The 22,498-nt window shown below is 43.7% G+C and carries 23 protein-coding genes; 8 read left to right on the top strand and 15 right to left on the bottom strand.

All coding sequences use genetic code 11. From position 1 onward, the window contains the following. Window positions 1–83: 83 nt before the first annotated feature. The 13 genes from HY960_07250 to HY960_07190 form a co-directional block, all read right to left on the bottom strand. Complete coding sequence (locus tag HY960_07250; GenBank protein ID MBI5215534.1) at window positions 84–425, bottom strand: Smr/MutS family protein; 342 nt, start codon at window positions 423–425, stop codon at window positions 84–86. A gap of 19 nt (window positions 426–444) precedes the next feature. Then, the gene (locus HY960_07245) at window positions 445–936 is read right to left on the bottom strand and encodes a DinB family protein (protein ID MBI5215533.1); all 492 of its coding nucleotides are present in this window, start codon (window positions 934–936) and stop codon (window positions 445–447) included. A 317-nt stretch (window positions 937–1,253) separates the two neighbouring features. After that, window positions 1,254–2,564 (bottom strand): NAD-dependent dihydropyrimidine dehydrogenase subunit PreA, encoded by a 1,311-nt coding sequence (gene preA, locus HY960_07240; GenBank protein MBI5215532.1) that lies wholly within the window; start codon window positions 2,562–2,564, stop codon window positions 1,254–1,256. 67 nt (window positions 2,565–2,631) lie between these two features. Beyond that, window positions 2,632–2,877 (bottom strand): hypothetical protein, encoded by a 246-nt coding sequence (locus HY960_07235; GenBank protein ID MBI5215531.1) that lies wholly within the window; start codon window positions 2,875–2,877, stop codon window positions 2,632–2,634. Between the two features lie 136 nt (window positions 2,878–3,013). Next, window positions 3,014–3,223 (bottom strand): DUF2283 domain-containing protein, encoded by a 210-nt coding sequence (locus HY960_07230; protein ID MBI5215530.1) that lies wholly within the window; start codon window positions 3,221–3,223, stop codon window positions 3,014–3,016. A gap of 3 nt (window positions 3,224–3,226) precedes the next feature. Next, window positions 3,227–3,490 carry a DUF4258 domain-containing protein gene (locus HY960_07225; GenBank protein MBI5215529.1) on the bottom strand — a complete coding sequence of 88 codons (264 nt, stop codon included), beginning with the start codon at window positions 3,488–3,490 and terminating at the stop codon, window positions 3,227–3,229. 1 nt (window position 3,491) lies between these two features. Continuing rightward, on the bottom strand, window positions 3,492–4,847 hold the full coding sequence (locus tag HY960_07220; protein ID MBI5215528.1) for an NAD(P)-dependent oxidoreductase: 1,356 nt from the start codon (window positions 4,845–4,847) through the stop codon (window positions 3,492–3,494). 6 nt (window positions 4,848–4,853) lie between these two features. Further along, window positions 4,854–5,339, bottom strand: coding sequence for a four helix bundle protein (locus HY960_07215; protein MBI5215527.1), 486 nt, complete (start codon window positions 5,337–5,339; stop codon window positions 4,854–4,856). Between the two features lie 52 nt (window positions 5,340–5,391). Continuing rightward, window positions 5,392–6,870, bottom strand: a complete 1,479-nt coding sequence (locus tag HY960_07210; protein MBI5215526.1) for an aldehyde dehydrogenase family protein — start codon at window positions 6,868–6,870, stop codon at window positions 5,392–5,394. A gap of 88 nt (window positions 6,871–6,958) precedes the next feature. Then, on the bottom strand, window positions 6,959–8,509 hold the full coding sequence (locus HY960_07205; GenBank protein MBI5215525.1) for a T9SS type A sorting domain-containing protein: 1,551 nt from the start codon (window positions 8,507–8,509) through the stop codon (window positions 6,959–6,961). Between the two features lie 133 nt (window positions 8,510–8,642). Next, complete coding sequence (locus HY960_07200; protein MBI5215524.1) at window positions 8,643–9,986, bottom strand: aspartate aminotransferase family protein; 1,344 nt, start codon at window positions 9,984–9,986, stop codon at window positions 8,643–8,645. A 35-nt stretch (window positions 9,987–10,021) separates the two neighbouring features. Then, a complete protein-coding gene (locus HY960_07195) occupies window positions 10,022–10,417 on the bottom strand; it encodes a four helix bundle protein (protein ID MBI5215523.1) in 396 nt (131 codons plus the stop codon). 59 nt (window positions 10,418–10,476) lie between these two features. Beyond that, on the bottom strand, window positions 10,477–11,352 hold the full coding sequence (locus tag HY960_07190; GenBank protein MBI5215522.1) for an acyltransferase: 876 nt from the start codon (window positions 11,350–11,352) through the stop codon (window positions 10,477–10,479). A gap of 158 nt (window positions 11,353–11,510) precedes the next feature. On the opposite strand from HY960_07190, the gene HY960_07185 reads away from it, so the two are divergent. The 8 genes from HY960_07185 to HY960_07150 all read left to right on the top strand — a co-directional run bounded on the left by HY960_07185 (window position 11,511) and on the right by HY960_07150 (window position 18,779). Further along, window positions 11,511–11,816, top strand: a complete 306-nt coding sequence (locus HY960_07185) for a hypothetical protein (protein MBI5215521.1) — start codon at window positions 11,511–11,513, stop codon at window positions 11,814–11,816. 26 nt (window positions 11,817–11,842) lie between these two features. Continuing rightward, entirely contained in the window at window positions 11,843–12,058 is a 216-nt protein-coding gene (locus HY960_07180; GenBank protein ID MBI5215520.1) for a DUF2283 domain-containing protein, read from the top strand. Between the two features lie 50 nt (window positions 12,059–12,108). Then, window positions 12,109–13,371, top strand: a complete 1,263-nt coding sequence (murA, locus tag HY960_07175) for a UDP-N-acetylglucosamine 1-carboxyvinyltransferase (GenBank protein ID MBI5215519.1) — start codon at window positions 12,109–12,111, stop codon at window positions 13,369–13,371. A 76-nt stretch (window positions 13,372–13,447) separates the two neighbouring features. Beyond that, entirely contained in the window at window positions 13,448–15,736 is a 2,289-nt protein-coding gene (locus tag HY960_07170) for a hypothetical protein (protein MBI5215518.1), read from the top strand. 65 nt (window positions 15,737–15,801) lie between these two features. Continuing rightward, window positions 15,802–16,113, top strand: coding sequence for a DUF433 domain-containing protein (locus tag HY960_07165; protein MBI5215517.1), 312 nt, complete (start codon window positions 15,802–15,804; stop codon window positions 16,111–16,113). After that, the gene (locus HY960_07160; GenBank protein MBI5215516.1) at window positions 16,097–16,429 is read left to right on the top strand and encodes a DUF5615 family PIN-like protein; all 333 of its coding nucleotides are present in this window, start codon (window positions 16,097–16,099) and stop codon (window positions 16,427–16,429) included. Before HY960_07165 ends, HY960_07160 begins: the two co-directional genes overlap by 17 nt. A 490-nt stretch (window positions 16,430–16,919) precedes the next feature. Next, window positions 16,920–17,978: a VOC family protein gene (locus tag HY960_07155; protein MBI5215515.1), complete on the top strand. Its 1,059-nt coding sequence runs from the start codon at window positions 16,920–16,922 to the stop codon at window positions 17,976–17,978. 132 nt (window positions 17,979–18,110) lie between these two features. After that, complete coding sequence (locus HY960_07150) at window positions 18,111–18,779, top strand: dienelactone hydrolase family protein (GenBank protein ID MBI5215514.1); 669 nt, start codon at window positions 18,111–18,113, stop codon at window positions 18,777–18,779. Between the two features lie 82 nt (window positions 18,780–18,861). On the opposite strand, the gene HY960_07145 is transcribed toward HY960_07150, so the two are convergent. Continuing rightward, on the bottom strand, window positions 18,862–22,275 hold the full coding sequence (locus HY960_07145; protein ID MBI5215513.1) for a DUF4175 family protein: 3,414 nt from the start codon (window positions 22,273–22,275) through the stop codon (window positions 18,862–18,864). Between the two features lie 8 nt (window positions 22,276–22,283). Then, complete coding sequence (locus tag HY960_07140; GenBank protein ID MBI5215512.1) at window positions 22,284–22,496, bottom strand: YgiT-type zinc finger protein; 213 nt, start codon at window positions 22,494–22,496, stop codon at window positions 22,284–22,286. Between the last annotated feature and the right edge of the window lie 2 nt (window positions 22,497–22,498).

The following is a 22,498-nucleotide window of genomic DNA, read 5'->3' as shown; positions in this document are numbered from 1 at the left end:
TTTGATAAAAAGGTTTTTCTGTTTCATGATTCCATTATCTGACCGAAGACTCTTCGAGCCGTAGGCAGGAAAACCGGAAACTGTTATTTAATCCACACAATGGTAATTCCCTTATTGGGTTCGCCCAAATCATTTGAGGCAGTGAGATGACATTCAGCGCAGAGTCGTTGTACGCTTGCATCAAATGGATGAATATTCATTCCGTCAATTGAAAGTTTCATTCGACCGCGGTTACCATGAATCCAGTTTTGCACAACTGTTTTCAATGTTCCGCCTCTTCCCCCGCTTCCGTATCCATGAATAATTTTCAGGACACGGAAGTGTGAGGAAGATTGAACTTTTCTCAGCGATGAAGAAAGTACATGTTCTGCTTCATCACTCGAAAGCGGAGGATGAGCAATATCAATTGTATAGATGATATTCAACCTGATGGAAATTGGTTTACTACATCCAGGGTTCGTCTGCGGTCGGTCCGTAAATCGAAGGAACTTTCGCTCCGACGAGACGGAGATAGACGGACATTTGCCCGCGATGATGAACATGGTCCATCACCATCATCCAGAGAAGGTCTCCTTTACGCATCTTTCCCATTTTTCCGGGAGCTGTAAAGAAGTCCATCATGGCATTGAATCCGTCATCGGACATATTCCTGACACGGTCATTGCTTGCTTTATAGGAAGATTCCAATCCGGAGATAATTTCGTCCATGGTTGCAGGAACCTTTGGCGCGCCTAAGTTCTCCATTTCAATCTTTCCATTGATAATCATATTTAGAAATCCCTCTTCGGAAGCAAACACCCACGCAAGTTCACCGACCGAACGTGATTTTTCATGCGGTCTATACTCAAGCCGATGCGTAGGTATAGCCCGCAGAACTTTTAATGTTGTTTGAAGCTCCATCTCTCTTGTCTGAAGCCACATTTCTCTTTCTGACATAAATTTTTCCTTTATTATTTGTTAAGAACAGTTAGTTAATTAATGATGATAAAACACTTTGTAATTTATCTTCGGTAGTGAACACGCCGGAAGGGATATTTAGTTTCACCCTGGCAACTTTTTTTGCGCCTCGCGTCATCTTCATGTTCCGATGCAACAACGAACCCAAGCGAACGGAGAAGTTGAACCTTTGCAGACAATTCTTCTTTATTCCAATGGATGAAAAACGCGCGCGGTTTACTCTTCGATGTGCGACCTGAACTATGCAATGTGGACGTTTATATTTTTTCCTTTTGTATTTTTTATTTTTGAATTGATTAGTGAATTTCAATCCCATGTTTCGCTTGAAATTGTCTTAATGCTTCCCACGTCATCGGCTGGGGAAGTTGTTGAACCAGCTCGTTCCAGGTGATTGCTTCCTTGCCATCATCTTTTCGAACCATCGAGATACATTTATCAACAGGGCAAACGAGGAAGCAGAGCGCGCACCCGACACAATCCTGCTGACGAATCTTCGGCTGTTGCTTGCCGTTGTGCGGAATCATGTCAATGCATTGGTGCGCCGTATCTTCACAGGCGATGTAACACAAGTTGCATTGAATACATTTCTTGTCGTCAATCTGTGCGACGGTTTTTGCAAGAAGATTGAGATTACCAAAATCAGTAATGCACGAAAGCGACTTGCCCCGGAAATCTTCAATCGTGCTGAAGCCTTTTTCTTCCATCCAGTTTGCAAGTCCTTCCGTTAAATCATTAATGATGCGGAAACCGTAGTGCATCGCCGCGGTGCAAATCTGAACACTCGTTGCACCGAGAAGAATAAACTCAGCCGCATCGCGCCATGTCGTAATTCCGCCGATGCCGGAAATCGGGAGATTCACTTCCGGGTCAATTGCTACTTGTGAAACCATGTTGAGCGCAATCGGTTTCACAGCAGGACCCGCCAGTCCGCCGTGCGTTCCCTTCCCATTTACCGATGGAGTAATTTCAAGCGTATCGAGATTCACTCCCATGATACTGTTAATAGTGTTGATGAGCGAAACTCCGTGCGCCTTTCCTTTCTTCGCCGCACGCGCGGGAAAACGAATGTCAGAAATATTCGGAGTCAGTTTTACTAACACCGGAATCGTCGAAACTTCAGTCACCCACTCTGTAATCATCGCGCAATATTCAGGTACCTGTCCGACTGCCGCACCCATTCCGCGCTCGCTCATTCCGTGCGGACAACCGTAATTCAGTTCAATGCCGTCTGCACCGGTATCAATCGTTCGTTTCACGATGTCGTGCCATGTCTCCCGCTTCGATTCAACCATGAGTGAAACTACGACGGCTCTGTCGGGCCAATTCCTTTTCGTCTCGGTAATTTCTTTCAGGTTTGTTTCGATATTTCTATCGCTAATGAGTTCAATATTATTGAGTGCGAAAATTTTCTGCCCGTTGTAATCAATCGCGCCGTAGCGATTGAACACGTTCATCACAGGCTCGCCGATTGTTTTCCAAACCGCGCCGCCCCATCCTGCTTCAAATGCTTTCTGCACCTGATAGCCGGAGTTCGTCGGCGGCGCAGAGGCAAGCCAGAACGGATTCGGTGATTTTATTCCTGCACAATTGATTGAGAGATTGACCATAAGTTTTTACTTGATACTTGTTTCAGGATTCAAGATGAAGGATTTATGATTCAAAGAAACACTGTTGCTACTTTTTTGGACCATTCATTCTTCGCCACTTCATATCTTCGCCGGTCGGTTGAAAATCAAACGAAGTATTGCACGTTCCACAGAGATAATGTACCTCTTGAAGATGTTTCCCCTTTGGTTTCCCGCGAAATGATAACTGAAGTTCCGCTTTATCGGTTGGGCAGAAAGGAGTCTTATTCTTTCGAAATGATTCCATCAATACACGTTGTTGGTCTTTTGTCCATTGTTTCACTTGTTCTTCCATACGTATTCCTTATCTGTTACTGAATGATTATGATTTTGGTTTCTTAACAATATACGAATCTATTCTACTTCTCATCTTTTCCATCTCAACTATTGTGGAAATCGAGTGATTCTTGTTTTCTATTCTCTTAATAGATTTACGCGGCTTGTTTTTCCCGAAGTTCATAACTAAACATTTTGGGTTGAGATATATGGCGTTTCGCATCAAGAATTTCAAAACCGACGATTGTACCATCGAATCCATAATCAATGATAACTCCCTCTTTTACTTCGTCACTCTCTTTGATTTTATCATCTTTGAAGATAACATTCATAATATCTGTATCGGGGTCATAAATTATTTTCATTGTTTAGTTCCTTGATAAATATTTTTTCATTTGAGACGTCTTATAGACGGTTACAATGTAAGGTATTCCAGCCTTATCTTCAATCACGACTCTACAAAGCATTGGTTTATCGAACAAAGGATCGTGATATACCTTTTGATAAATTTCCCGGCTTCCCTTTCCCTTTACTTTGGAATCCGGGTTTTCGTATGTTTCTAAAACAACTTTTCTATCAATATCTCGTGCGCCTAATTCGTACTCTGCATGAGGAGAGAATTTCGGGCTCATGCTACTTTGCAGATTTTTTCAAGAGCATTGTATCAATTCCATGTGCCGCCTTCTTTCCATCAGCGGCCGCATTCACAACTTCTTTCCCGCCATTGATGCAATCGCCGCCAGCAAAATATTTCGGATTCGATGTCTGCATGTTCTTCGGGTTGACCCAGACATTTCCATCTTGCGTCTTCAAATCGGCTATTTTAAATAGGTGACTGATATTCACACTCTGTCCGACGGCTTTAATCACCATGTCCGCTTTCAACTGAAACTCAGAACCGCCGATTTGTTGAACTTTTCTCTTTCCGCCTTTTTCGCGTTTGCCGAGTTTCATTCTCAAACATTCTACTGACTCAACGGAAGCGTTGCCAAGTATTCGTTTCGGCGCCGCCAAAAAATGAAAGATAACATCATCAAGTTTTGCAAGTTCCTGCTCGAATTTGTACGCAGGCATATCTTCGACTCCGCGACGATAGAGAATTGTTACCCGTTTCGCGCCGAGACGCTTTGCTTCCGTCGCCGCATCAATTGCTGTGTTCCCGCCGCCGATGACAACCACTTTTTTCCCGACATCAACTGCATGCCATTCCCGGCGAGTTACTTTTTCGATAAACTCATTCGCATCAACAACGCCGTTCAAGTCTTCTCCCGGAATATTTAGTTTGGTTGCCAGCCCAAGTCCCATTCCAAGGAACAACGCGTCATGTTTCTGCTCAAGTTCACCAAACGTCATATCTTTTCCTATCCAAACTCCTGTTTGAATTTTCACGCCGAAACTTTCAATCAGTTTGATTTCATTCAGGCTGTCCTGAAACTTCATCTTGTACGGAGCGATTCCAAAATTACTCAGTCCGCCTGCCTGCTCTTTTCCTTCATAGATAGTTACATCGTAACCAAGCAATGCAAGTTCTGCCGCACATGCAAGTCCGGCAGGTCCCGCGCCAATCACGCCGACAGATTTTCCATTCTTCTGCTTGGGTCTGAACAACGATGGCATTCCCATTTCAAAATATTTATCCATTGCATAGCGTTGCAAACGACCGATTTCAATCGGCTTCTCTCCACGTTCGTTATAAACGCACGCACCTTCACACAACTCCGAAACAGGACACGCTTTCGCGCAGGTCAAGGCAAGCCAGTTCGATTCAAGAATTGTCTTTGCCGAACCTTTGACATTTCCTGTTGCAATCTTTTTGATGAATGTTGAAATGTCAATGTGTGTGGGACATGCTTTCATGCACGGCGAGTCATAGCAATACAAACATCGGTTCGCTTCCGCCACTGCCTGATTCTGCGTGAACGCGGGATGAAGTTCTGAGAAATTCTCTTCGTATTGTTTCGGAGATAGTTTAGGTACTGTGTTATTCATCGTTGATCAAGAATTGAAAGTATGTGATGAAGTGTTTTGGGTTTCGTGTTTTGAGTTTTGTTCTACATGATTTTCAGACGCGCTAACGTAATATTCAACCAACGGCTCTTTCAAAAATTGTGGTGTGTCAAATTCTTTTTCAACTATTTGAATAAATCTAAGAATCTTTCCACAAAGATTATTGTACTCAAGATGAAGTCCCTTAAATACTTGTTCGTCTTTCAACGACTTGGTATCAAAAAGAAGTTCAAGATGTTCTATCGTTTCTTCGCACGAACCATACGCTCGAAAAAGATAATGAAGAAATTCGTTCTTATACTTTCTCAGGGCATGTCCCTCTACAATATTTGATGAAACAGATTTGGAGGAGCGACGCACTTGACTTCCTTCCTCATATCGTTCAAAAGAAGGTAGCGATAGACTCATAGTGTGAACCCTCACAGCAAGTTGATGAGCCATTTGATAAATCTGCAATTTCTTATATCCCTGCATTTCCATAGTATATTTCACAAAACTCAAAACCCAAAACTCGAAACTCCATTCATCAGTAAATATTCGACTCTCTCTTCTTCCCCGTAAAATCATTATACACGGTTTTCACTTCTGTGTAGAAGTTGAAGACTTCCGTTCCGCACTCGCGGGGACCGATGCCGGTGGCTTTCGTTCCGCCGAACGGCGCTTGCGCTTCGCCGCCGATGGTTGAGGAATTGATGTGTACTTTTCCGACTTCAGAGTGTTCGACAAAACGCATGATTTTGGAATTATCATTTGAATAGAGAGAGGCGGAAAGTCCGAACTTCACGTTGTTAGCAATGTGAAGCGCTTCATCAAAATCTTTTGCTTTGATGATGGAAAGTACGGGACCGAAAATTTCTTCTTGTGCGATTCTCATATCGGGAGTAACATTACTAAAAATTGTCGGCTCAACAAAAAATCCCTTGCCGAACGCTCCGTCGGTTAATCGCTTACCTCCTTTGAGCATTTTCGCGCCTTCCGATTTACCGATTTCGATGTAACTGAGAACCGTATTCATTTGTCCTTCATCAACCGATGGACCCATATCAACTGTCGAATCCATTCCATCTCCGACTTTGAATTTTTCTAACCGTGCCAGCAGCATTTCCGTAAACTTTTCAACAATTGATTCTTCCACAATCACGCGGCTTGCCGCTGTACATCGTTGTCCCGTTGAACCAAACGCGCCAAGTACAGCGCCTTCTACAGCGAGCGGCAAATCTGCATCGCTCATAATGACAAGCGGATTCTTTCCACCCATTTCACATTGCACACGAACGCCGCGACGAGATGCCTGTGAGTATAAAGCACAACCGACATCATTCGAGCCGGTGAACGAAATTCCATGCACATCGGGATGATTGACAATTTCATCTCCGACCGTTCCGCCGCCGCCGATGACCATGTTGAGAACTCCAGGAGGAAATCCGGTTTTTTCAAATATCTCACAAATCTTCACGGCAGTAAGTGGGGTGAGTGTTGCAGGTTTGAAAACGACGGTGTTTCCTGCAACTAACGCAGGCGCGATTTTCCAGATCGGAATGGCGACAGGAAAATTCCACGGCGTGACAAGTCCAACGACACCAATCGGCTGACGAATTGTATAGATAAACGTGTTGGGTAACTCTGATGGAATCGTCTCTCCATTCAATCGTCTTCCATGTCCGGCTGTAAACTCCATAATATTGAGCGCGCGTTGAATTTCTCCTTTTGCTTCGCGGAGAATTTTTCCTTCTTCTTTCGTCAATGCTGTAGCAACATCATCGAGTTGTTCCTGCATTAGATTCATTGCTTTGAACATTAACTTTCCTCGCACCGGCGCGGGAGTCGCTTTCCATTTCGGGAATGCTTCCTTCGCCGCCGCTATAGCCGCCTTCGCTTCTTCGCGAGTAGAAAGAGGAGTATTACAAAGTATTTCGTTCGTGTTTGCCGGATTGACATTCGGAACGGTTTTACCGCTTGTTGATTCAATCCATTTGCCGTTAATGTAGTTTTTTACAGTTTGCATTTCGTTTTCTTCTTTTCGTTTTAAAAAATAAAAGGTTCGGGATTCGCCTTTATTCTACGATTCCCGAACCTAATATTGGAAATTAAATTTATCTTATCAAAATCAATTTCTTGATGTTTGAAAATTGTCCTGCCTGAAGTTTGTAAAAATACATCCCGCTTGCAAGCGATGACGCATCAACGGTTGCTCTATATTTTCCAGCAGATTGTTCCTGATTGACAACGTTCAACACCTCTTCTCCTAACACATTATAGAGAGATAATTGAACGTGACTTGCGTACTTCAGGTCGTAATCAATTACTGTTGTAGGATTGAACGGATTGGGATAATTCTGTCCAAGAGAATATGAAGATGGTATTCCGGATTCACGCTCTGATACTCCGTTAACAGTAATATTAATTATCACTCCTGTTTCGCCGGGGTGAGCAGTTACACCGCTAACAAAATAATTGTTCGGTAAATTATTTGCATAAAGATTATAATTGTACAGTTTATTAGAAACTTCAAGCGAGAAGTTTCCCGTCGTTGAATCTGCCCATGTTGAAGTCCATGCTGAATCTTGAATACTACCGGAAATTTCAATCGGGAACCCCGGAGGATTTCCGTTAACAAGAACCTGTCCCTGAATGGAAGAATTAACTTTATAAACAATAAGAGTATAGTAAAGACTATCGTTGCTTTGAATTCCATTGATTGTTACACTTGCGGCTAAGTGCGTATGTGTAGGTTCGTTACTATTGAAGTTTGTTCCAAGTGTAAAATCATCGTTGGACAGATCACCTGAAGATAATCCAAATTCGAAATACCCTGATCCGTCGGTATTTACATTGGCATTAAAACTAGAATTATTTCTGTTCATCCATACATTATAATTTGTCAAAAAATTACCGTCATCATCCTTGACATATCCCACAATTTTTGCTGCGGCAGAACTAAATGAAAACGTATAGCCGTTAGGATTTCCAATCATATCGAATGAATATTCACTCGGAGAAATAACTGACCCGGGAAATGGATTATAGTTATCGGCTAATCTTAGCCGCCATGGATTTCCTGCAGTATCACCCTCCATTTCGATGGAAAAATTTCCGCTTGCATCTGAAATAGCTTCCCAGAATGGTTTATCATCGCCTTCGGTGCTTGGTTGGATTTGCATAAAGATATTCGCTGCGCTTTTGCCGGAAGGTGGAGTAACAGTTCCCGAGACTGTATGGGCAGGAGAGGACAAATGTGTTATTGTACCTTTAACACTTAATGAAGATCCACCTTGTGTTACTTGAAAGACATACTTTCCGGGAGCAATTCCGATACCGCTCGCTTGAGAAAAAGCAATAACGCCTTGTGTCGTATCGTTGTCGCCAGGACCATTATTTCCATTACTCACCCCGTCGGTTTGTGTAAAAGTAAAGCGATTTTTATCAATAGCGGTATCAATGCTATTGTTATCATTAACATCTAACCACAATTCAACTGTAGCAGTGGCGCCGTTTGGTGAAACATTATAGTGCCAACCTATTTCACTGCCAGTTACAAATGTAAAATTTGTGTCGGAGCCGCTGACAAAGAGATTTGTGACTTGTGCCTGCAGTGTGAATGCAAAGCAAAAACATAAGAACAATACCAGTAAGTATTTTTTCATACTACCGAACCTTTTAATAATGATTGATGAGTTATTTAGCTTATCACTTCCGGTTTTCGCTTGGAGTGATGATGTTACTACGTCAGTATCATAAATTTGACGTTTGATTACAAATATTATTTTTTTCCATACTTCAACAGAGAGCGTCAGCGAGACTTAACGCATCATCCAACGCCTTTACCCCCAAATCAATTTCTTCTTTACTGACAATCAAAGGCGGCGCAATCACGAAGTGACTCACCCATGCTTGTATAAACACACCGTTCTTCATCATCTCAGCAGCGACTTTATCAACAAGCAACGGAGTTCCGCTTACTTTATCTTTGTAAGTATTGAATGGCTCTTTCGTTGTTTGATTTTTGACAAGTTCTACCGCCCAGAACAGACCAATCCCGCGAACATCACCAACGGATTTATGTTTGGCTTTAAGTTCTTCCAATTTCATTTTCATGTACGCGCCCATTTCGTTCGCACGCTCAATGAGATTGAGTCGTTTGTATTCATGGATGGCGGCTACAGCGGGCGCTAATGTAAGTGGATGCGCTTCGTACGTATGACCGTGTGAAAAGTAATGGTCGTCGAAAAAGTCGGCAATCTTTTTTGTCGTTGCACAAAGTCCGAGTGGAATGTACGCGGCGGTGATTCCTTTTGCTGTCGTGAGAATATCCGGCTTCACGTTCCAATGGTCGAGAGCGAACCACGCTCCGGTTCTTCCCCACCCGGTCATCACTTCATCGGCGATGAGCAGTACATTATGTTTGTCGCAAATCTGTCGAAGCCGAGGCATGTACTCTTTCGGCGGAATGAGAATTCCGTTCGTCCCGACAATCGGTTCAATAAGAACTGCCGCAACGTCGCTTTCGTTTTCAATCATGTGTTCAATGTATTCAACACAAGCAATTTCACATTCGGGATAATGATGTTTGAGCGGACAACGGTAGCAATTCACCTCGGGGGCAAAAATCACCCCGGGAATTTTCCCTGCCGGTTCCATCGCCCAACGGCGCGGGTCGCTTGTTGCCGCAATCGAACCCATCGTCGAACCGTGATACGAACGGTAGCGGGCAATGATTTTTGTTTTGCCTGTGTACATTCTCGCAATCTTAAATGCCGCTTCGTTCGCCTCGGTTCCCGATGTTGCGAAGAAAAATTTCTCCAATCCTTCAGGAAGAACTTCCAGCAAGAGTTTCGTCAACTCAACGCGAACATCTGTTGCAAACCCGGGACCGATGAACGAAAGTTTCCTTGCTTGTTCTTCAATCGAGCGAATCATTGCCTGATTTTTGTAACCGAGATGCAAACACATTAACTGTCCGGAAAAATCGAGATAGCGTTTTCCGTTCGCATCAATAAAATAGCATCCTTCACCATCAACAACATGAAGCGGCTTCCATCCTTTCTGGAAACGCCATGTGCCGTAGGTGTATTTTGCAGTGAGTTCGGAAATTGAAAGATTTTGAAATTTATCGTTATCCATAAATCTGTGATGTTTTTAGTTCGTAGTTTGTGGTTTCAGTCTTTGGTTGTTGGAGTCTGACGTTTGCCGATATTATTTAGCTCAAGAAAACGGATGTACGAAGTAGTTCCTTTCATTAAGACAGTGTACTGTTCAACTAATTCCAAGGCAAGTTTATCGGATAGGAATTTCTTGCGAGCAGATTTTATTATCCCTCTTCGAGTCTCTTCCATCTCACCTTTGGCAATATTCAGAAATCGTACCTTTTCTTTCACTGTAGTTTTGTGATAATGTTCAGCAAGATTATCCGATACCGATGAGGACGAACGCCTGAGTTGGTCAACCGAGCGATAGAATTCATCTCTTGGAAATACTTTGGTTACTTCATAGACTTTCACTTCGAGGTCTTCCGCAAGTTTATAAATCCAAAGATTTTCTAACCCTGTTGCCATCTGAACATAACTATCAACAAGTAACTACAACTAATAACCAAAAACTAAAAACTTCGTCATTATCTTTCAACTGCGCTTATCGCCCCATATTCTTCCGGTCTTCTGTCGCGGAAGAATTGCCACGTCTCTCTCACTTCCTGAATCTCGTCAAGATTCAAATCGGCGACGACGAGAAAATCTTTATCACGCGGCGCTTCGGCGATGATTTTTCCTCGCGGCGTACAGAAATAACTTTGCCCGTAAAACTCGCCGATGTTCCACGGCGCTTCAAATCCGACGCGGTTAATTGCACCGACAAAATATCCGTTGGCGACTGCGTGCGCGGGTTGTTCAAGTTTCCATAAATATTCTGAGAGTCCGGCAACGGTTGCAGAAGGATTGAACACAATCTCCGCTCCGTTCAAACCGAGGATGCGTGCGCCTTCGGGAAAATGCCGGTCATAGCAAATATACACACCGATATCAGCGTACGCAGTCTTGAACACGGGGAATCCTAAATTGCCCGGCTTGAAATAAAACTTCTCCCAAAATCCCGGCTCAACTTGCGGGATGTGATGCTTTCGGTATTTTCCCAGATACTTTCCATCAGCATCAATCACCGCAGCGGTATTATAATAGACACCGGGGATTTCTTCCTCGTACATCGGGACGACAATTACCATGGAATATTTTTTTGCAACGTCTTGAAATAGTTTCACCGTTGGACCATCCGGCACTTTCTCGACGAGTGCGTACCATTTCTTTTTCTGCTCGGCGCAAAAGTAGGGACCGTAAAACAATTCCTGCATACACAACATTTGCACACCTTGTTTTGCCGCATCATCAATCATCTTGAGATGCTTCTCTATCATTGCTTGTTTGATGGTTTCAATCGGCTGCTCGGATGAGCCGGCTAACGTTACTTGAATCAATCCGCCGCGAACGGTTCTGGGCATAAATATTTCCTTTTATATTTTCTTTTTGAAATTTAATTGCAGGGTGAAATTACTGTATTTCCAGACAAGAATCAAATAAAATAATTTTTCCATTAAAGGTTTTTGACTATCTTTTGACGTAAATTCAATGCAAGCGATAAAATCGAAAAACTATGGACATTGTCAACTCGAAGAATAAAATACCAATTCGACTCACTGAAGAAAGATGGTTCCATATAATTGAGAACCATGATGACATCGCGGGCTACTATGATACCGTTCTAGAAACAATCGAAGACCCCGATTTTATTATCGAGGGATATCGCGATGCACTTATCGCACTAAAGACTATCAACAAAAAGAAAATGTTAGCTGCAGTTTATAAAGAATTATCATCGAAAGATGGTTTTGTTATCACTGCATATTTTACCAACAAACTACAACTGAACAAGGTAAATATATTATGGGCAAAGAAACAAAATTAATGAATGGAAATTTTTTCCATAAAAGAATGTTGCAAGAAGTTTTTGAGGTTACTCCACATCTGCTTCGATTACCACACGGAAGAATGTCGTTTGATTATGATAAAGAAGCCGATGTCTTGTACATCAGTTTCAAGCGACCACAGAAAGCAACAACTTCGGAGATGCTCAAAGAGGGTATCCTCATTCGTTACCGCGGAAAAGAAGTTGTAGGACTTACAGTTTTGGATGCATCAAAGAGGTAATATTAATAATATGATTCTCAAATAACTCGCATTACTATTGAAAACAAGGCATGGACAAATTCATAATTCACGGCGGAAACAAACTTCAAGGAACTGTCACTATCGGCGGGGCGAAGAATGCCGCGCTTGCGCTTATTCCCGCAACACTTCTTGCAAGCGGGAAATATTCGTTTACCAACGTGCCGGAACTTCGTGATATTTCCACGATGGCGAGACTTCTTCAAACAATGGGAGTGGAACTGAAAAAGAAAGGAACGACACTCAGCATCAACACATTTCGTGTGAATACCTTCGAAGCGCCGTATGAACATGTGAAGAAGATGCGTGCATCCATCTATGTTCTCGGGCCGCTCCTTGCACGATACGGATACGCAAAAGTTTCTCTTCCCGGCGGTTGCGCGTGGGGACCTCGTCCGGTCAATCTCCACATTGAAGGAATGAAAAAACTTGGTGCCGATGTTCAGCTCGACCAAGGATATATCATCGCAAAAGCAAAACGATTGAAAGCCACGAAGATTGTGTTCGATGTATCGAGTGTCGGCGCAACCGGCAATGTGATGATGGCGGCGGTGCTTGCAAAAGGAACAACCATCATTGAAAACGCGGCAATGGAACCGGAGATAATCGCGCTTGCAGACTTTCTTGTAAAAACCGGAGCGAAGATTCATGGCATCGGGACAACACGATTAGAAATCGAAGGTGTTGACGCTCTGCATCCGTGTGATGAAGCGATGATTCCCGACCGCATCGAAGCGGGAACGTTTCTCGTCGCGTGCGCGCTCACCGGCGGCAACATTAAACTTGAGCAATGCAGTCCGTTGCATCTCGAATCGGTCGTTGCAAAACTTCAGGAGGCGGGTTCACAAATTCAAACCGGAACCGACTGGATAAAAATCAAATCACCGAAAATAATCAAAGCAATTGATGTAACAACGGCTGTTTATCCCGGCTTCCCGACCGATATGCAGGCACAATGGATCTCGCTCATGGCTCTCGCGAAGGGTACTTCAGTCATCACCGATACAATTTATTTCGACCGGTTCAAGCACGTTCCTGAATTAATCCGTCTCGGTGCGAACATTGAAATCAGCAAAAACGCTGCAATAGTAAAAGGTGTGAAGCAACTGACCGGAGCGAAAGTCATGTCCACTGATTTGCGCGCTTCTGCAAGTTTGGTGCTGGCAGGATTAGCCGCACAAGGAACAACTGAAGTTCTCCGCGTTTATCATCTCGACCGCGGCTACGAATCGCTCGAAAAGAAACTCCGTGTTTTGGGCGCAAACATCAAACGCGCAACCGGTTCTGAATACTGATTCATTGAACTCTTCGCGAACTTTGCGCCTCCTCCGCGAACTCTGCGGTTAAAAAAATCCGACCAATAGTATGCTAATGAAATTCAAACAAAACCTCTCTCTCATCTTCATGGTTTTGTTTTCTGTCGGGTTGATTCAACTCCCACTCTTCAACTATCTCGGCTACGAATTCTCCGCCGCAGTTGCGTTCGTCATCCCTTTTCTTGCCGGACCGATGACGATAAACATATTCCGTCAATACAATGCCGGTCAAGAATTTTCAGCAACCGACATTTTCCGTAACACACTCAAAGAATCACTAAATAAAACTTCCGTTCTACTTGCAATTCCATTCGTCGTTGCAACGCTGAACATAGTTCTTGTAAAAAACTGTTCGTACTCAGAAGGCATCATCTTCTATCTGTTGATTCCGGTCATTACAGCGTTCTGGTCAATTTCACTTGCATTATTGTGCGCCGTTCTCTTCCATCGGGCAATTCTTTTTTACTTTTGCATTGTGACTTTTGCATTGTTGCATCCCCTGTATCTCGGTTACTTCACTCCCGCAATTTATTCTTACAATTTCATTTACGGCTACTTCCCCGGCTTCTCGTACGATGAAGTGCTGACGATAACGCCAACGCTTGTTCTTTTTCGTCTCGTCACAGTTTTTAGTTTGTTGGTTTTCGGTTTTGGTTCGTGGTTGATAGTTTCGTCATCAACGCTCGGTTCAACATTCAAAGAAAAAATACAAAATGCAGCCCGTGCTTTTCGATGGGATTTCAAGTACATCCCATTCCTCCTTTTGTTACTCGTTCTTTTCATCGCTTGGATTTTCCGCTTCGCAATAGGATTTGAGTCAAGCGTATTTTCCATCCAACGAACATTGACAGAAACATATCAAACAGAACACTTCATCATTCACTACGCGCCGGGAATGTTTACTCGGCAGGAACGGGAATTTGTCGGACTTGAGCACGAATTCCGATTGTATCAGGATAAAGAAGCATTGAACATGAAGTTTAACGGAATCATTACTTCATACATTTATCCCGATGCAGAAACAAAACGTAAGTTTATCGGAACAGGAACAACAAACATCTCCAAACCATGGCGGAAGGAAATTCATCTCAACAAAGATTCATGGCAAGAAGTGTTGAAGCACGAACTCGTTCACGTCCTCGCTGGAGAGTTCGGATTGCCAATCATCAAAGCACACTATAATATTGGATTGACGGAAGGACTTGCCACCGCGATTGACGACGATTGGGGAAACAGAACATTGCACGAGTACGCGGCGGCAATCAAGAAGTTTGAAATTGCTTCTCACCCGGAAAAATTAATTTCGCCTGAAGGTTTCATGTCTCAGGCATCGAGTCTCAGTTACGTGCTGATGGGTTCGTTCTGCAAATTTGTAATTGATGAATACGGGATTGAAAATTTCAAACAACTCTATGGCGGCAGTTCGGTTCAATCGGTGTACAAGAAGGAATACGCTGAGTTAATTCAGGAATGGCAATTAACGATTGACCGCGTCGCCGTTCCCGATGCGTGGAAAAATCATGTCGAATATTTCTTTCGCCGACAATCAATCTTCGCAAAAGAGTGTGCAAGAGTAATTGCTCGAATCAATGAAGAAGGCTTCCGTTCTCTCATCAACAGACAACATGTTCAAGCAAAGGAGTTTTTTCAATTATCGCTCGAGCAGAGTTGGAATACGCAGGCATTCATGGGACTTATCTCCACTGAATACGCCACATCGAACCATGCCAAAGTAATTCAATTGATGAAAGAACTAATTCAAGATTCATCACGCAAATCTCCTGTGGCGGGAGTTCTTTCGACGTACGGAAATTCTCTCTGGCAAACAGGCGATACTGCGACTGCAAGAATCGTCTTCACCAAGATTCTCGAATACGATTTGTCTGACCGGACGAACGAGTCGGCACTTCTCCGGATTGAAGCATTGAACGATACCTCCTTAGCAAACTACCTTCGACCATATTTTACAAGTCCCGCTTCTGGGGAATTGTCAATGGTGTTTATTGATTCTGCGCTTTTAAAATTTTCAAGTCCTTTGTTGAAATACCTGAAAGCAAAAATTTCTTTCCGCTTACAAAAGTACGATGAAGTTATTCAACTACTAATTCATCCGCTTACGGCGGACATGCCTATCACCTACAACCTATCACCTGATTTAGCATCACCGAGACTTCGGTTACTCGGCGAATCATATTTCCGGTTAAAAGATTATCAACAAGCAAAAAAATATTTTGCCGATGAATTGTTGCTTGTTCAAAACGAAGCGGGAAGAAAACGAGTTGAAGATTGGATGAAACGGTGCGAGTGGTTTAGTCATCACTTAGAGTCATTGTTGTTTAGATAGACAATTGCATCTTTCTTTCCTATTCATTACTTTATTCACAGTAAAACATTCTCAAGGAAAATTGTATGGATAACGTAACCGTCAACAATCATATCGAAACAACTCCTGGAATTTGTGGTGGAAAACCGCGTATTGCCGGACATCGCATTACAGTTGAAAACATTGTTATTTGGCATGACCGGCTTAGGATGACAGCCGATGAAATCGCTGACGACTATAACATTTCTCTTTCAGATATTTATGCGGCGATGGCGTACTATTATGACCATAAGCCTGAAATTGATGCAAGTATGGCGCGGGGTGAGGCATTGTTGCGAGAGATGAAAAGAACAAATCCATCAAAACTTGCTCAGATTGTTCATGAGCTTGAAGATTAAATTTTATCTGGATGAAAATCTCGCTACCGCAATTGCAAAAGGTTTGCGGAGAAGGAACATTGAAGTTCTTACTGCAGGTGATGCCGGAATGTTGCAACGAACCGATGATGAACAATTAGCGTACGCTACGCAAATTGGAAGTACGCTTGTAACCCAAGACCAAGATTTTATGGTTCTCCATAAAAGTGCTCCACGCCATGAAGGCATTGTTTATATCACACGCCCTCACACTATCGGAGAAATAATAGAAGGACTCCATTTAATTGCTGAGGCGTTAAGTCCGGACGATATGAAAAACCACATTGAGTTTTTGTAATTTTACTCTTGTTCCCACGTTTACTAACTCTACGAGTTATAAACAGATGTCATGACACCGACATCATTCTTAAACTATCCTTTGCTATCATTTATTCTGTTTATCTCATTGATTGTCAGTTACTCAAGGTATTACAAACGCTGTGCGTCGGACTGTACATTTCCATGCTTGATAATTTTTCAGAGATTGGGAACAAGATGATAGTTGCTCGGTGAATCATATTTCCGGTTGAAGGATTATCAGCACTCTGACAATATTTTTCTGATACACTTGCATTGACTACTAATGAAGTGGGAAGGCTGTGGGTTAGGAATTGGATAAAACGGAGTGTTTGGTTTGGCATTCACAATGAGTGAAGTATCACCCTTGAAACAGGAATCTTTATGACGGTTGTTCTTAATTCTACAAATGTTGAAACGTTGAATCTGGTTAGAGAATATATTTTTATTAGATTAGAGCGAATATCATTACAAACAACATTCACTATTCAATGTCCATCTTAGGTATCCATCATATCACCGCCATCTGCTCGAATGCGCAAAGAACTGTAAATTTTTACACGAACGTTCTTGGTCTGCGGTTCGTGAAGCGGACTGTTAATTTCGATGACCCGGGTTCGTATCATTTGTATTTCGGCGATGATGACGCTTTGCCCGGAACATTGCTCACATTTTTCGAGTGGTCGCATCTGCCGAAAGGGAATTGGGGAATCGGGACGACACATCATCTCGCGTTATGTGTCGGGTCGCGAGAAGCACAATTGAAATGGAAACGATGGTTGATTGAACATGGAGTTGCGGTCTCGGGTCCGTACGACCGAACATATTTTCAATCTATTTACTTCAACGACCCGGACGGATTAATTTTGGAAATTGCAACTCGCTCTCCGGGGTTTACGGTTGATGAATCTGCCGGTGAATTGGGAACGCATCAAATCACTCCGCCTGTGGAGCGAACGAGAGCCGGACGAAATGAAGAGAAGATTTTCCAGACGACATGGGACGAACCCGTCCATGAACTCACGAACGATATGAAACTTGCAGGCATTCACCACATTACCGCCATCGCATCGAACATTGAAACAACGACACAATTTTATACCGAAACACTCGGAATGCGTTTGGTGAAACGAACGGTAAACTACGACGACACGACCGCGCCTCATTTTTATTACGGAGTAGGTGACGGGGCGCCGGGAACAATCATCACGTATTTCGGATATGCGCCGGAGAAAATGCGTTATGGAAAACTTGGAACGGGAATGACGCATCACTTCGCGTTCGCCGTCGAGAATGAAGAAGAACAACTTCTCTGGCGAATCAGATTACTGAAAGCAGGGCTACATGTTTCGCCCGTTATGAATCGTGTCTATTTCAAATCTATTTATTTTTCCGACCCGGACGGGCATATTCTTGAAATCGCAACACTGAAACCGGGATTCCTGGTTGATGAAAGCAAAGAAGAACTCGGTAAAAATCTAAAACTTCCTCCGTGGTTTGAACCGCGCCGGAAGGAGATTGAAGAAAATATCACTCCTCTTGTTGTATGAACCGTAATCCGCTCTTTATTACTTGTTATTCAAAAGTCATTTTTTTGACTCAAGACCAATTTTGAATCCCTGCGCACCGTCCCGTAAGCGTGACTTCGGCAGGCGGGCGAAATCACAAAAACGAAATCCGAAATGAAAGCACTTCAATCATCACTTGTTCACATCATTCAAGAACCGCGCAAACCGGTCGATACTAAATTTCCAACACTTATCATGCTTCATGGCAGAGGAGCGGATGAATATGATTTGTTCGGACTCGCAGACTATCTTGATGAACGGTTTTTGGTCATCAGCGCACGAGCGCCGTATCCGTTTCAATACGGAGGAGGATTTACGTGGTACGATATTCTCGAAGTAGGACGACCGGAACCGAAGATGTTTGTAGAAAGTTACAAGCGGCTCACTCAATTCGTTGCTGATTGTAAAAAGCATTATCCTGTTGATGAATCAAACTTGTTCCTTCTCGGTTTCAGCATGGGAACGATGATGTCCTACTCGCTTGCGTTGACTCGTCCGCACGAAATTGCCGGAGTGATTGCCAACAGCGGTTACATCCCGGAAGAAACCGAACTGACTTTTCAGTGGAACAACCTGAGCGGAACTTCTTTCTTCGTTGCACATGGAACACACGACCCGATTATTCCCGTTTCGATGGGACAACGTGCAAGATTATTATTCGAACAAGCAAACGCGGATTTGACATACAAAGAATATCCAATGATGCATCAAATCAGCGAGGAGAGTTTAAACGACATGGCGCGCTGGCTTACTTCAAAGGTAAAGAGTCCAACACATGGTTGAACACCCTTATCATTTCAGTGGAAGTACATACTACCTCTTGTCTGAGAAACTGACATCGGGATATTGTACCCCGACAACACTCTTAGTGTATCTCTTCCTTTTCTAATTCTTCAAAATACTTCCGAATCAAATTCTCGTAGTCCTTCGAGTATTTTCCTTCCAGCACTTTCAGAAGTTCTTCGCGCAGTTTATTTTTTCCTTCCTGCGTGGTGAAGTCAATGTCAGTCGGGCTTTGCCGTTGTTGATTTTTTCCCGCTTCCGAGCGGCGACGTTTCTCAAAATCTTTTTCCCGCATTGAACGTTGTGAATCAAGCAAACGGGAGAGAATGCGTTCTTGCTTTTGCAGTGTTGCCGGATTGACATCCCCCTGTTCAAGGTCGGTTTGCACTTCCTGCATCTCCTGTGCAACGCGGTCTAAATCACCAAGCAGTTTGCTGAACTCACCCGCGTTCTTCGCTTCCTGTGCAAGTTGTTCCAGCGATTTTCTCAGCGCGGCTTGTTGTCCGCCGAGTCGCTGATACTCTGCCGCCTGTTCGCCCGATATTCCACCCTGTCCCTGCGAACCGGCTGCCTGCTGTGTCTCCTGATTGAGTCCGCTTTGTCCTCCCGCCATTTGTCCGAGTTGACTCATCAATCCCGCCATTCCCATGCCGCCTCCGCCCTTACCCCCCTTCATCATTCCGTTAAGTGTATTTTGCATCATCATTGCGGCGCGGTTGAGTGCGCCCATTCCTTCGCCCTGCTTTTGTCCTGCGCCTCCGGGATTTCGGTTTTCCATTTGCCCCATCGCATCATTCATTTGTTTCATTGCGTTGCCAAGTTCTTTTCCCATCTCCGGGCTGACTGCGAATGTTTTCTTCCCCAACTCACCCATAGCGTTGGCAACGTTGTTAAGGTCTTGCATGATGTCGCTTTGCTGTTGCGTGTTCTCGCGGAACCGTTGTGAATTCGGGTCGAGTCCCTGCGTCTGATTCTTTAATTCCTCCTGACGCTTCGAAAGTTCGACGACATTATCCAACTGCTTTTTCAACTCGTTCACGATTTGTTGTTGTTGTTTACTCTGAAGCGAGTTCTGCACCTGCTTCATCTGCTCATGAAATTCCTTCATGTCCTCCTCTGCCTGTTCCTGACTTTCCTGTGAGCCCTCCATATCGCCCGACTGCATTTGTTGAGAAGACTTCTGCATTTTCGAGGGTGTGTTCTTCTGTTGCATGTTCTGCTCTGCTTTTTTCATTTCGTTGAGCGGCATCTCTTTCGGAAACTCTTCCATCTTCTTCGTCAGGTCGGAGGCTTCTTTCTGCAAATCCTCCGCTTGCTTTTTCATGTCCTGCTGTTTCTGTGCAAGTTCGTTTTGCTTTTGCTTGTCACCCTGTTTTGTTTGTGATGTTTGCTGTTGCAGTTGTTCCTGTTGTTTCAGCATTTCCTGAGTGCGCTTCACAAGTTCATCAATCTTTTGTTCGATGTGGACTCGCTTCAGCAGTTCAATCATTCGCTCCAATGCTTTCCGGAACGCGTCTTCATTTGCTTTGAGTTGGTCCATTGCCTGCTTCTGTTGCTCCTCGTTCAACTGCTGACCCTTCATCTTCTCCTGAAGTTTCTTCAACGCTTCCATCAGTTCGGGTGAGCGAAGTTGGTCTAACAATTTCTGCATCTCGGAATATTTTTCAAGCGTCTTCTCCGAAAGCAATTTGTTCTCTTCCATCTTGTTCACCATCTCATTCATTTTTTGAGATGTCTCTTCCATCTTCTGCTTCATCGCCTCATACCGCTTCACCATCTCGTCTGCTTTTTTCTGCATCTGCCAATCGTTCTTGTTCGGCTTTTTCATTTCGCGTTGCAGTTGTTCGATATCTTTCGATAACTGCTCGGTTTCCTTCGCGACGCTCTGCATGGATTCAAACGACTGCTGATGACTTTCTGAAACATCGCTGAAGACTTCTTCGAGTGACGGGAAGCGAATCAAATACAATTCACTCCTTCCCGATTTCGGTCCGCTGATGTTATCATTATCAAACACTTCGACATAGTACGCGACGACATCTTCCGGCACGAGATTGAGTTGCGAGAGATTCCATTGATACGGAACTTCCGATGCGGTTTGATGCGGGCGCGTCAACGGCAAATCAATAAAAGAAAATTCTTCCGGCGGTTGTTCGTATTTCGAGTGCGCCAATTTGTGTGCAAGCCGGAGCCGTGAAAATCCGAAATCATCTTTGATGTTGATGAAAAGATTGAGCGACATACTTTCGTTCAGGTCAGTATTTTTTCCCGGTTGAATGATTTCGACTGTCGGATATTCATCGGGGATGGTCCGAATCGTGTATTCAATCGGGTCACTGTTGTGCAAGCCGCTGTTATCGGTCAGCAGAATATGGTACGAGCGATTTTGCTTGACGATGAAATGCCCGGTTGCTTCTTTTTCCTGAACCGAAAGTGCAAGCGTTGTCGAATCATGAAACATGAGTGTTGCCGATTCAACTTCTTTGCTTGTGAGAAGTTTGAGGTCAACATTTGTTCCGGGATAGACGCTGAGGTCGCCCGTGTTTTCATCAAGCACGTTGGGTGGAATGCGCGTGTAGGCAGGCGGCGTTACGGTGAACTGAAACGTGCGAATGAGCGGACGGTCAAGCACGGAAATTTTAAATTTCTCACTTGCCACTTCATCCGCACTTGCAAAATACTCGGTCGAGGTTTTGATGCTCTTCAATTCTGTTTGAAATGTTCCATCACTTCCGATGTTCAGCGTTTGCTTATCGAAGTCGGTTTGCCCTTCCCCTTTTGTGAGGAGTTCGATTGATTTCACCGGTTTTCCGCTCGTGCGAATCGTAACGGGAACATTCTCGCCCCGCACGACTTCAAGATTTCCCGGCTCAATAATAAATTGAATCGGGAGCGACGCGGCGAATGAAGTATTGAAATGCGAAAGCCGGTAGAACGAATCAAGAAACCCCGAAGGCGAAACAACGAACACGAGCATGAAAAGCGCAACGCCATAGATGGCAACCTTCCTGATTTTCCGGACGCGTGCATCGCTCACCGCCTCGCGAAAATCGAGCGATTGAATTGCCGTGTATAAATCGTTGAACGAAGCATCAATCAAACTGAGAGAATAATACTGCTCAAGACCGCTTCTGCGTTCATACATTTGAAGCGCATCAATCAACCGGTCGTGGATGTGCGGAAAATGTTTTCCAACTTTAATTGCCGTCGCATGATTCTCTTCCGATTTCAACACGCCAAGCAGCCGGAGAATGGAAGGCGCGACAAACAACCCGACTGCGCCGAGAACAAGCAACGAGAAAATAGAAACAAGAATAGTTCTGCCTGTTGTCTCGAATGAAAACAGTTGTTCAAGAACAACGACGGAGAGAAATGACGACAGAAATATCAACAGTGTAACAAGCGTTCCGTAAAACAACGCGAGCCGATGTTCCTTCATCCGCACGCCGGAAAGACGTTGAAGTATTTCGTTGTAGAAATTTGATTGATGGTTCATATGATTTCTTATGCAGACTTTGCAAACTTTGACAAACGACTATCTAATGTTCGTACTGCTTCCTGAATTGAGTCCACTTCTTTTTCTTCAAAAAAATGTTCGCCGCATTGACTACACACCCATGCAGGAAGAGTATCCAAAATCAGGTGATACCCGTTTCGGTCAACATGATAAGGCGCCGTTTTCTTTTTCAATGTTCCATTGCAGTGAATACATTTCATAA

The sequence above is a fragment of the Ignavibacteriota bacterium genome, assembly GCA_016212665.1.
Taxonomy (GTDB): Bacteria; Bacteroidota; Ignavibacteria; order UBA10030; family SZUA-254; genus FW602-bin19.
The sequence above is the reverse complement of the archived record's forward strand: the minus strand, read 5'-3'. Positions and strand labels throughout refer to the sequence as shown.

What these genes read in the sequence shown, in the direction of transcription:
- HY960_07245 (MBI5215533.1), bottom strand. Translation starts at nt 936, where the DNA reads ATGTCAGAAAGAGAAATGTGGCTTCAGACAAGAGAGATGGAGCTTCAA.
- preA (MBI5215532.1), bottom strand. Translation starts at nt 2,564, where the DNA reads ATGGTCAATCTCTCAATCAATTGTGCAGGAATAAAATCACCGAATCCG.
- HY960_07235 (MBI5215531.1), bottom strand. Translation starts at nt 2,877, where the DNA reads ATGGAAGAACAAGTGAAACAATGGACAAAAGACCAACAACGTGTATTG.
- HY960_07230 (MBI5215530.1), bottom strand. Translation starts at nt 3,223, where the DNA reads ATGAAAATAATTTATGACCCCGATACAGATATTATGAATGTTATCTTC.
- HY960_07225 (MBI5215529.1), bottom strand. Translation starts at nt 3,490, where the DNA reads ATGAGCCCGAAATTCTCTCCTCATGCAGAGTACGAATTAGGCGCACGA.
- HY960_07220 (MBI5215528.1), bottom strand. Translation starts at nt 4,847, where the DNA reads ATGAATAACACAGTACCTAAACTATCTCCGAAACAATACGAAGAGAAT.
- HY960_07215 (MBI5215527.1), bottom strand. Translation starts at nt 5,339, where the DNA reads ATGCAGGGATATAAGAAATTGCAGATTTATCAAATGGCTCATCAACTT.
- HY960_07210 (MBI5215526.1), bottom strand. Translation starts at nt 6,870, where the DNA reads ATGCAAACTGTAAAAAACTACATTAACGGCAAATGGATTGAATCAACA.
- HY960_07205 (MBI5215525.1), bottom strand. Translation starts at nt 8,509, where the DNA reads ATGAAAAAATACTTACTGGTATTGTTCTTATGTTTTTGCTTTGCATTC.
- HY960_07200 (MBI5215524.1), bottom strand. Translation starts at nt 9,986, where the DNA reads ATGGATAACGATAAATTTCAAAATCTTTCAATTTCCGAACTCACTGCA.
- HY960_07195 (MBI5215523.1), bottom strand. Translation starts at nt 10,417, where the DNA reads ATGGCAACAGGGTTAGAAAATCTTTGGATTTATAAACTTGCGGAAGAC.
- HY960_07190 (MBI5215522.1), bottom strand. Translation starts at nt 11,352, where the DNA reads ATGCCCAGAACCGTTCGCGGCGGATTGATTCAAGTAACGTTAGCCGGC.
- HY960_07180 (MBI5215520.1), top strand. Translation starts at nt 11,843, where the DNA reads ATGTTGCAAGAAGTTTTTGAGGTTACTCCACATCTGCTTCGATTACCA.
- murA (MBI5215519.1), top strand. Translation starts at nt 12,109, where the DNA reads ATGGACAAATTCATAATTCACGGCGGAAACAAACTTCAAGGAACTGTC.
- HY960_07170 (MBI5215518.1), top strand. Translation starts at nt 13,448, where the DNA reads ATGAAATTCAAACAAAACCTCTCTCTCATCTTCATGGTTTTGTTTTCT.
- HY960_07165 (MBI5215517.1), top strand. Translation starts at nt 15,802, where the DNA reads ATGGATAACGTAACCGTCAACAATCATATCGAAACAACTCCTGGAATT.
- HY960_07160 (MBI5215516.1), top strand. Translation starts at nt 16,097, where the DNA reads ATGAGCTTGAAGATTAAATTTTATCTGGATGAAAATCTCGCTACCGCA.
- HY960_07155 (MBI5215515.1), top strand. Translation starts at nt 16,920, where the DNA reads ATGTCCATCTTAGGTATCCATCATATCACCGCCATCTGCTCGAATGCG.
- HY960_07150 (MBI5215514.1), top strand. Translation starts at nt 18,111, where the DNA reads ATGAAAGCACTTCAATCATCACTTGTTCACATCATTCAAGAACCGCGC.
- HY960_07145 (MBI5215513.1), bottom strand. Translation starts at nt 22,275, where the DNA reads ATGAACCATCAATCAAATTTCTACAACGAAATACTTCAACGTCTTTCC.
- HY960_07140 (MBI5215512.1), bottom strand. Translation starts at nt 22,496, where the DNA reads ATGAAATGTATTCACTGCAATGGAACATTGAAAAAGAAAACGGCGCCT.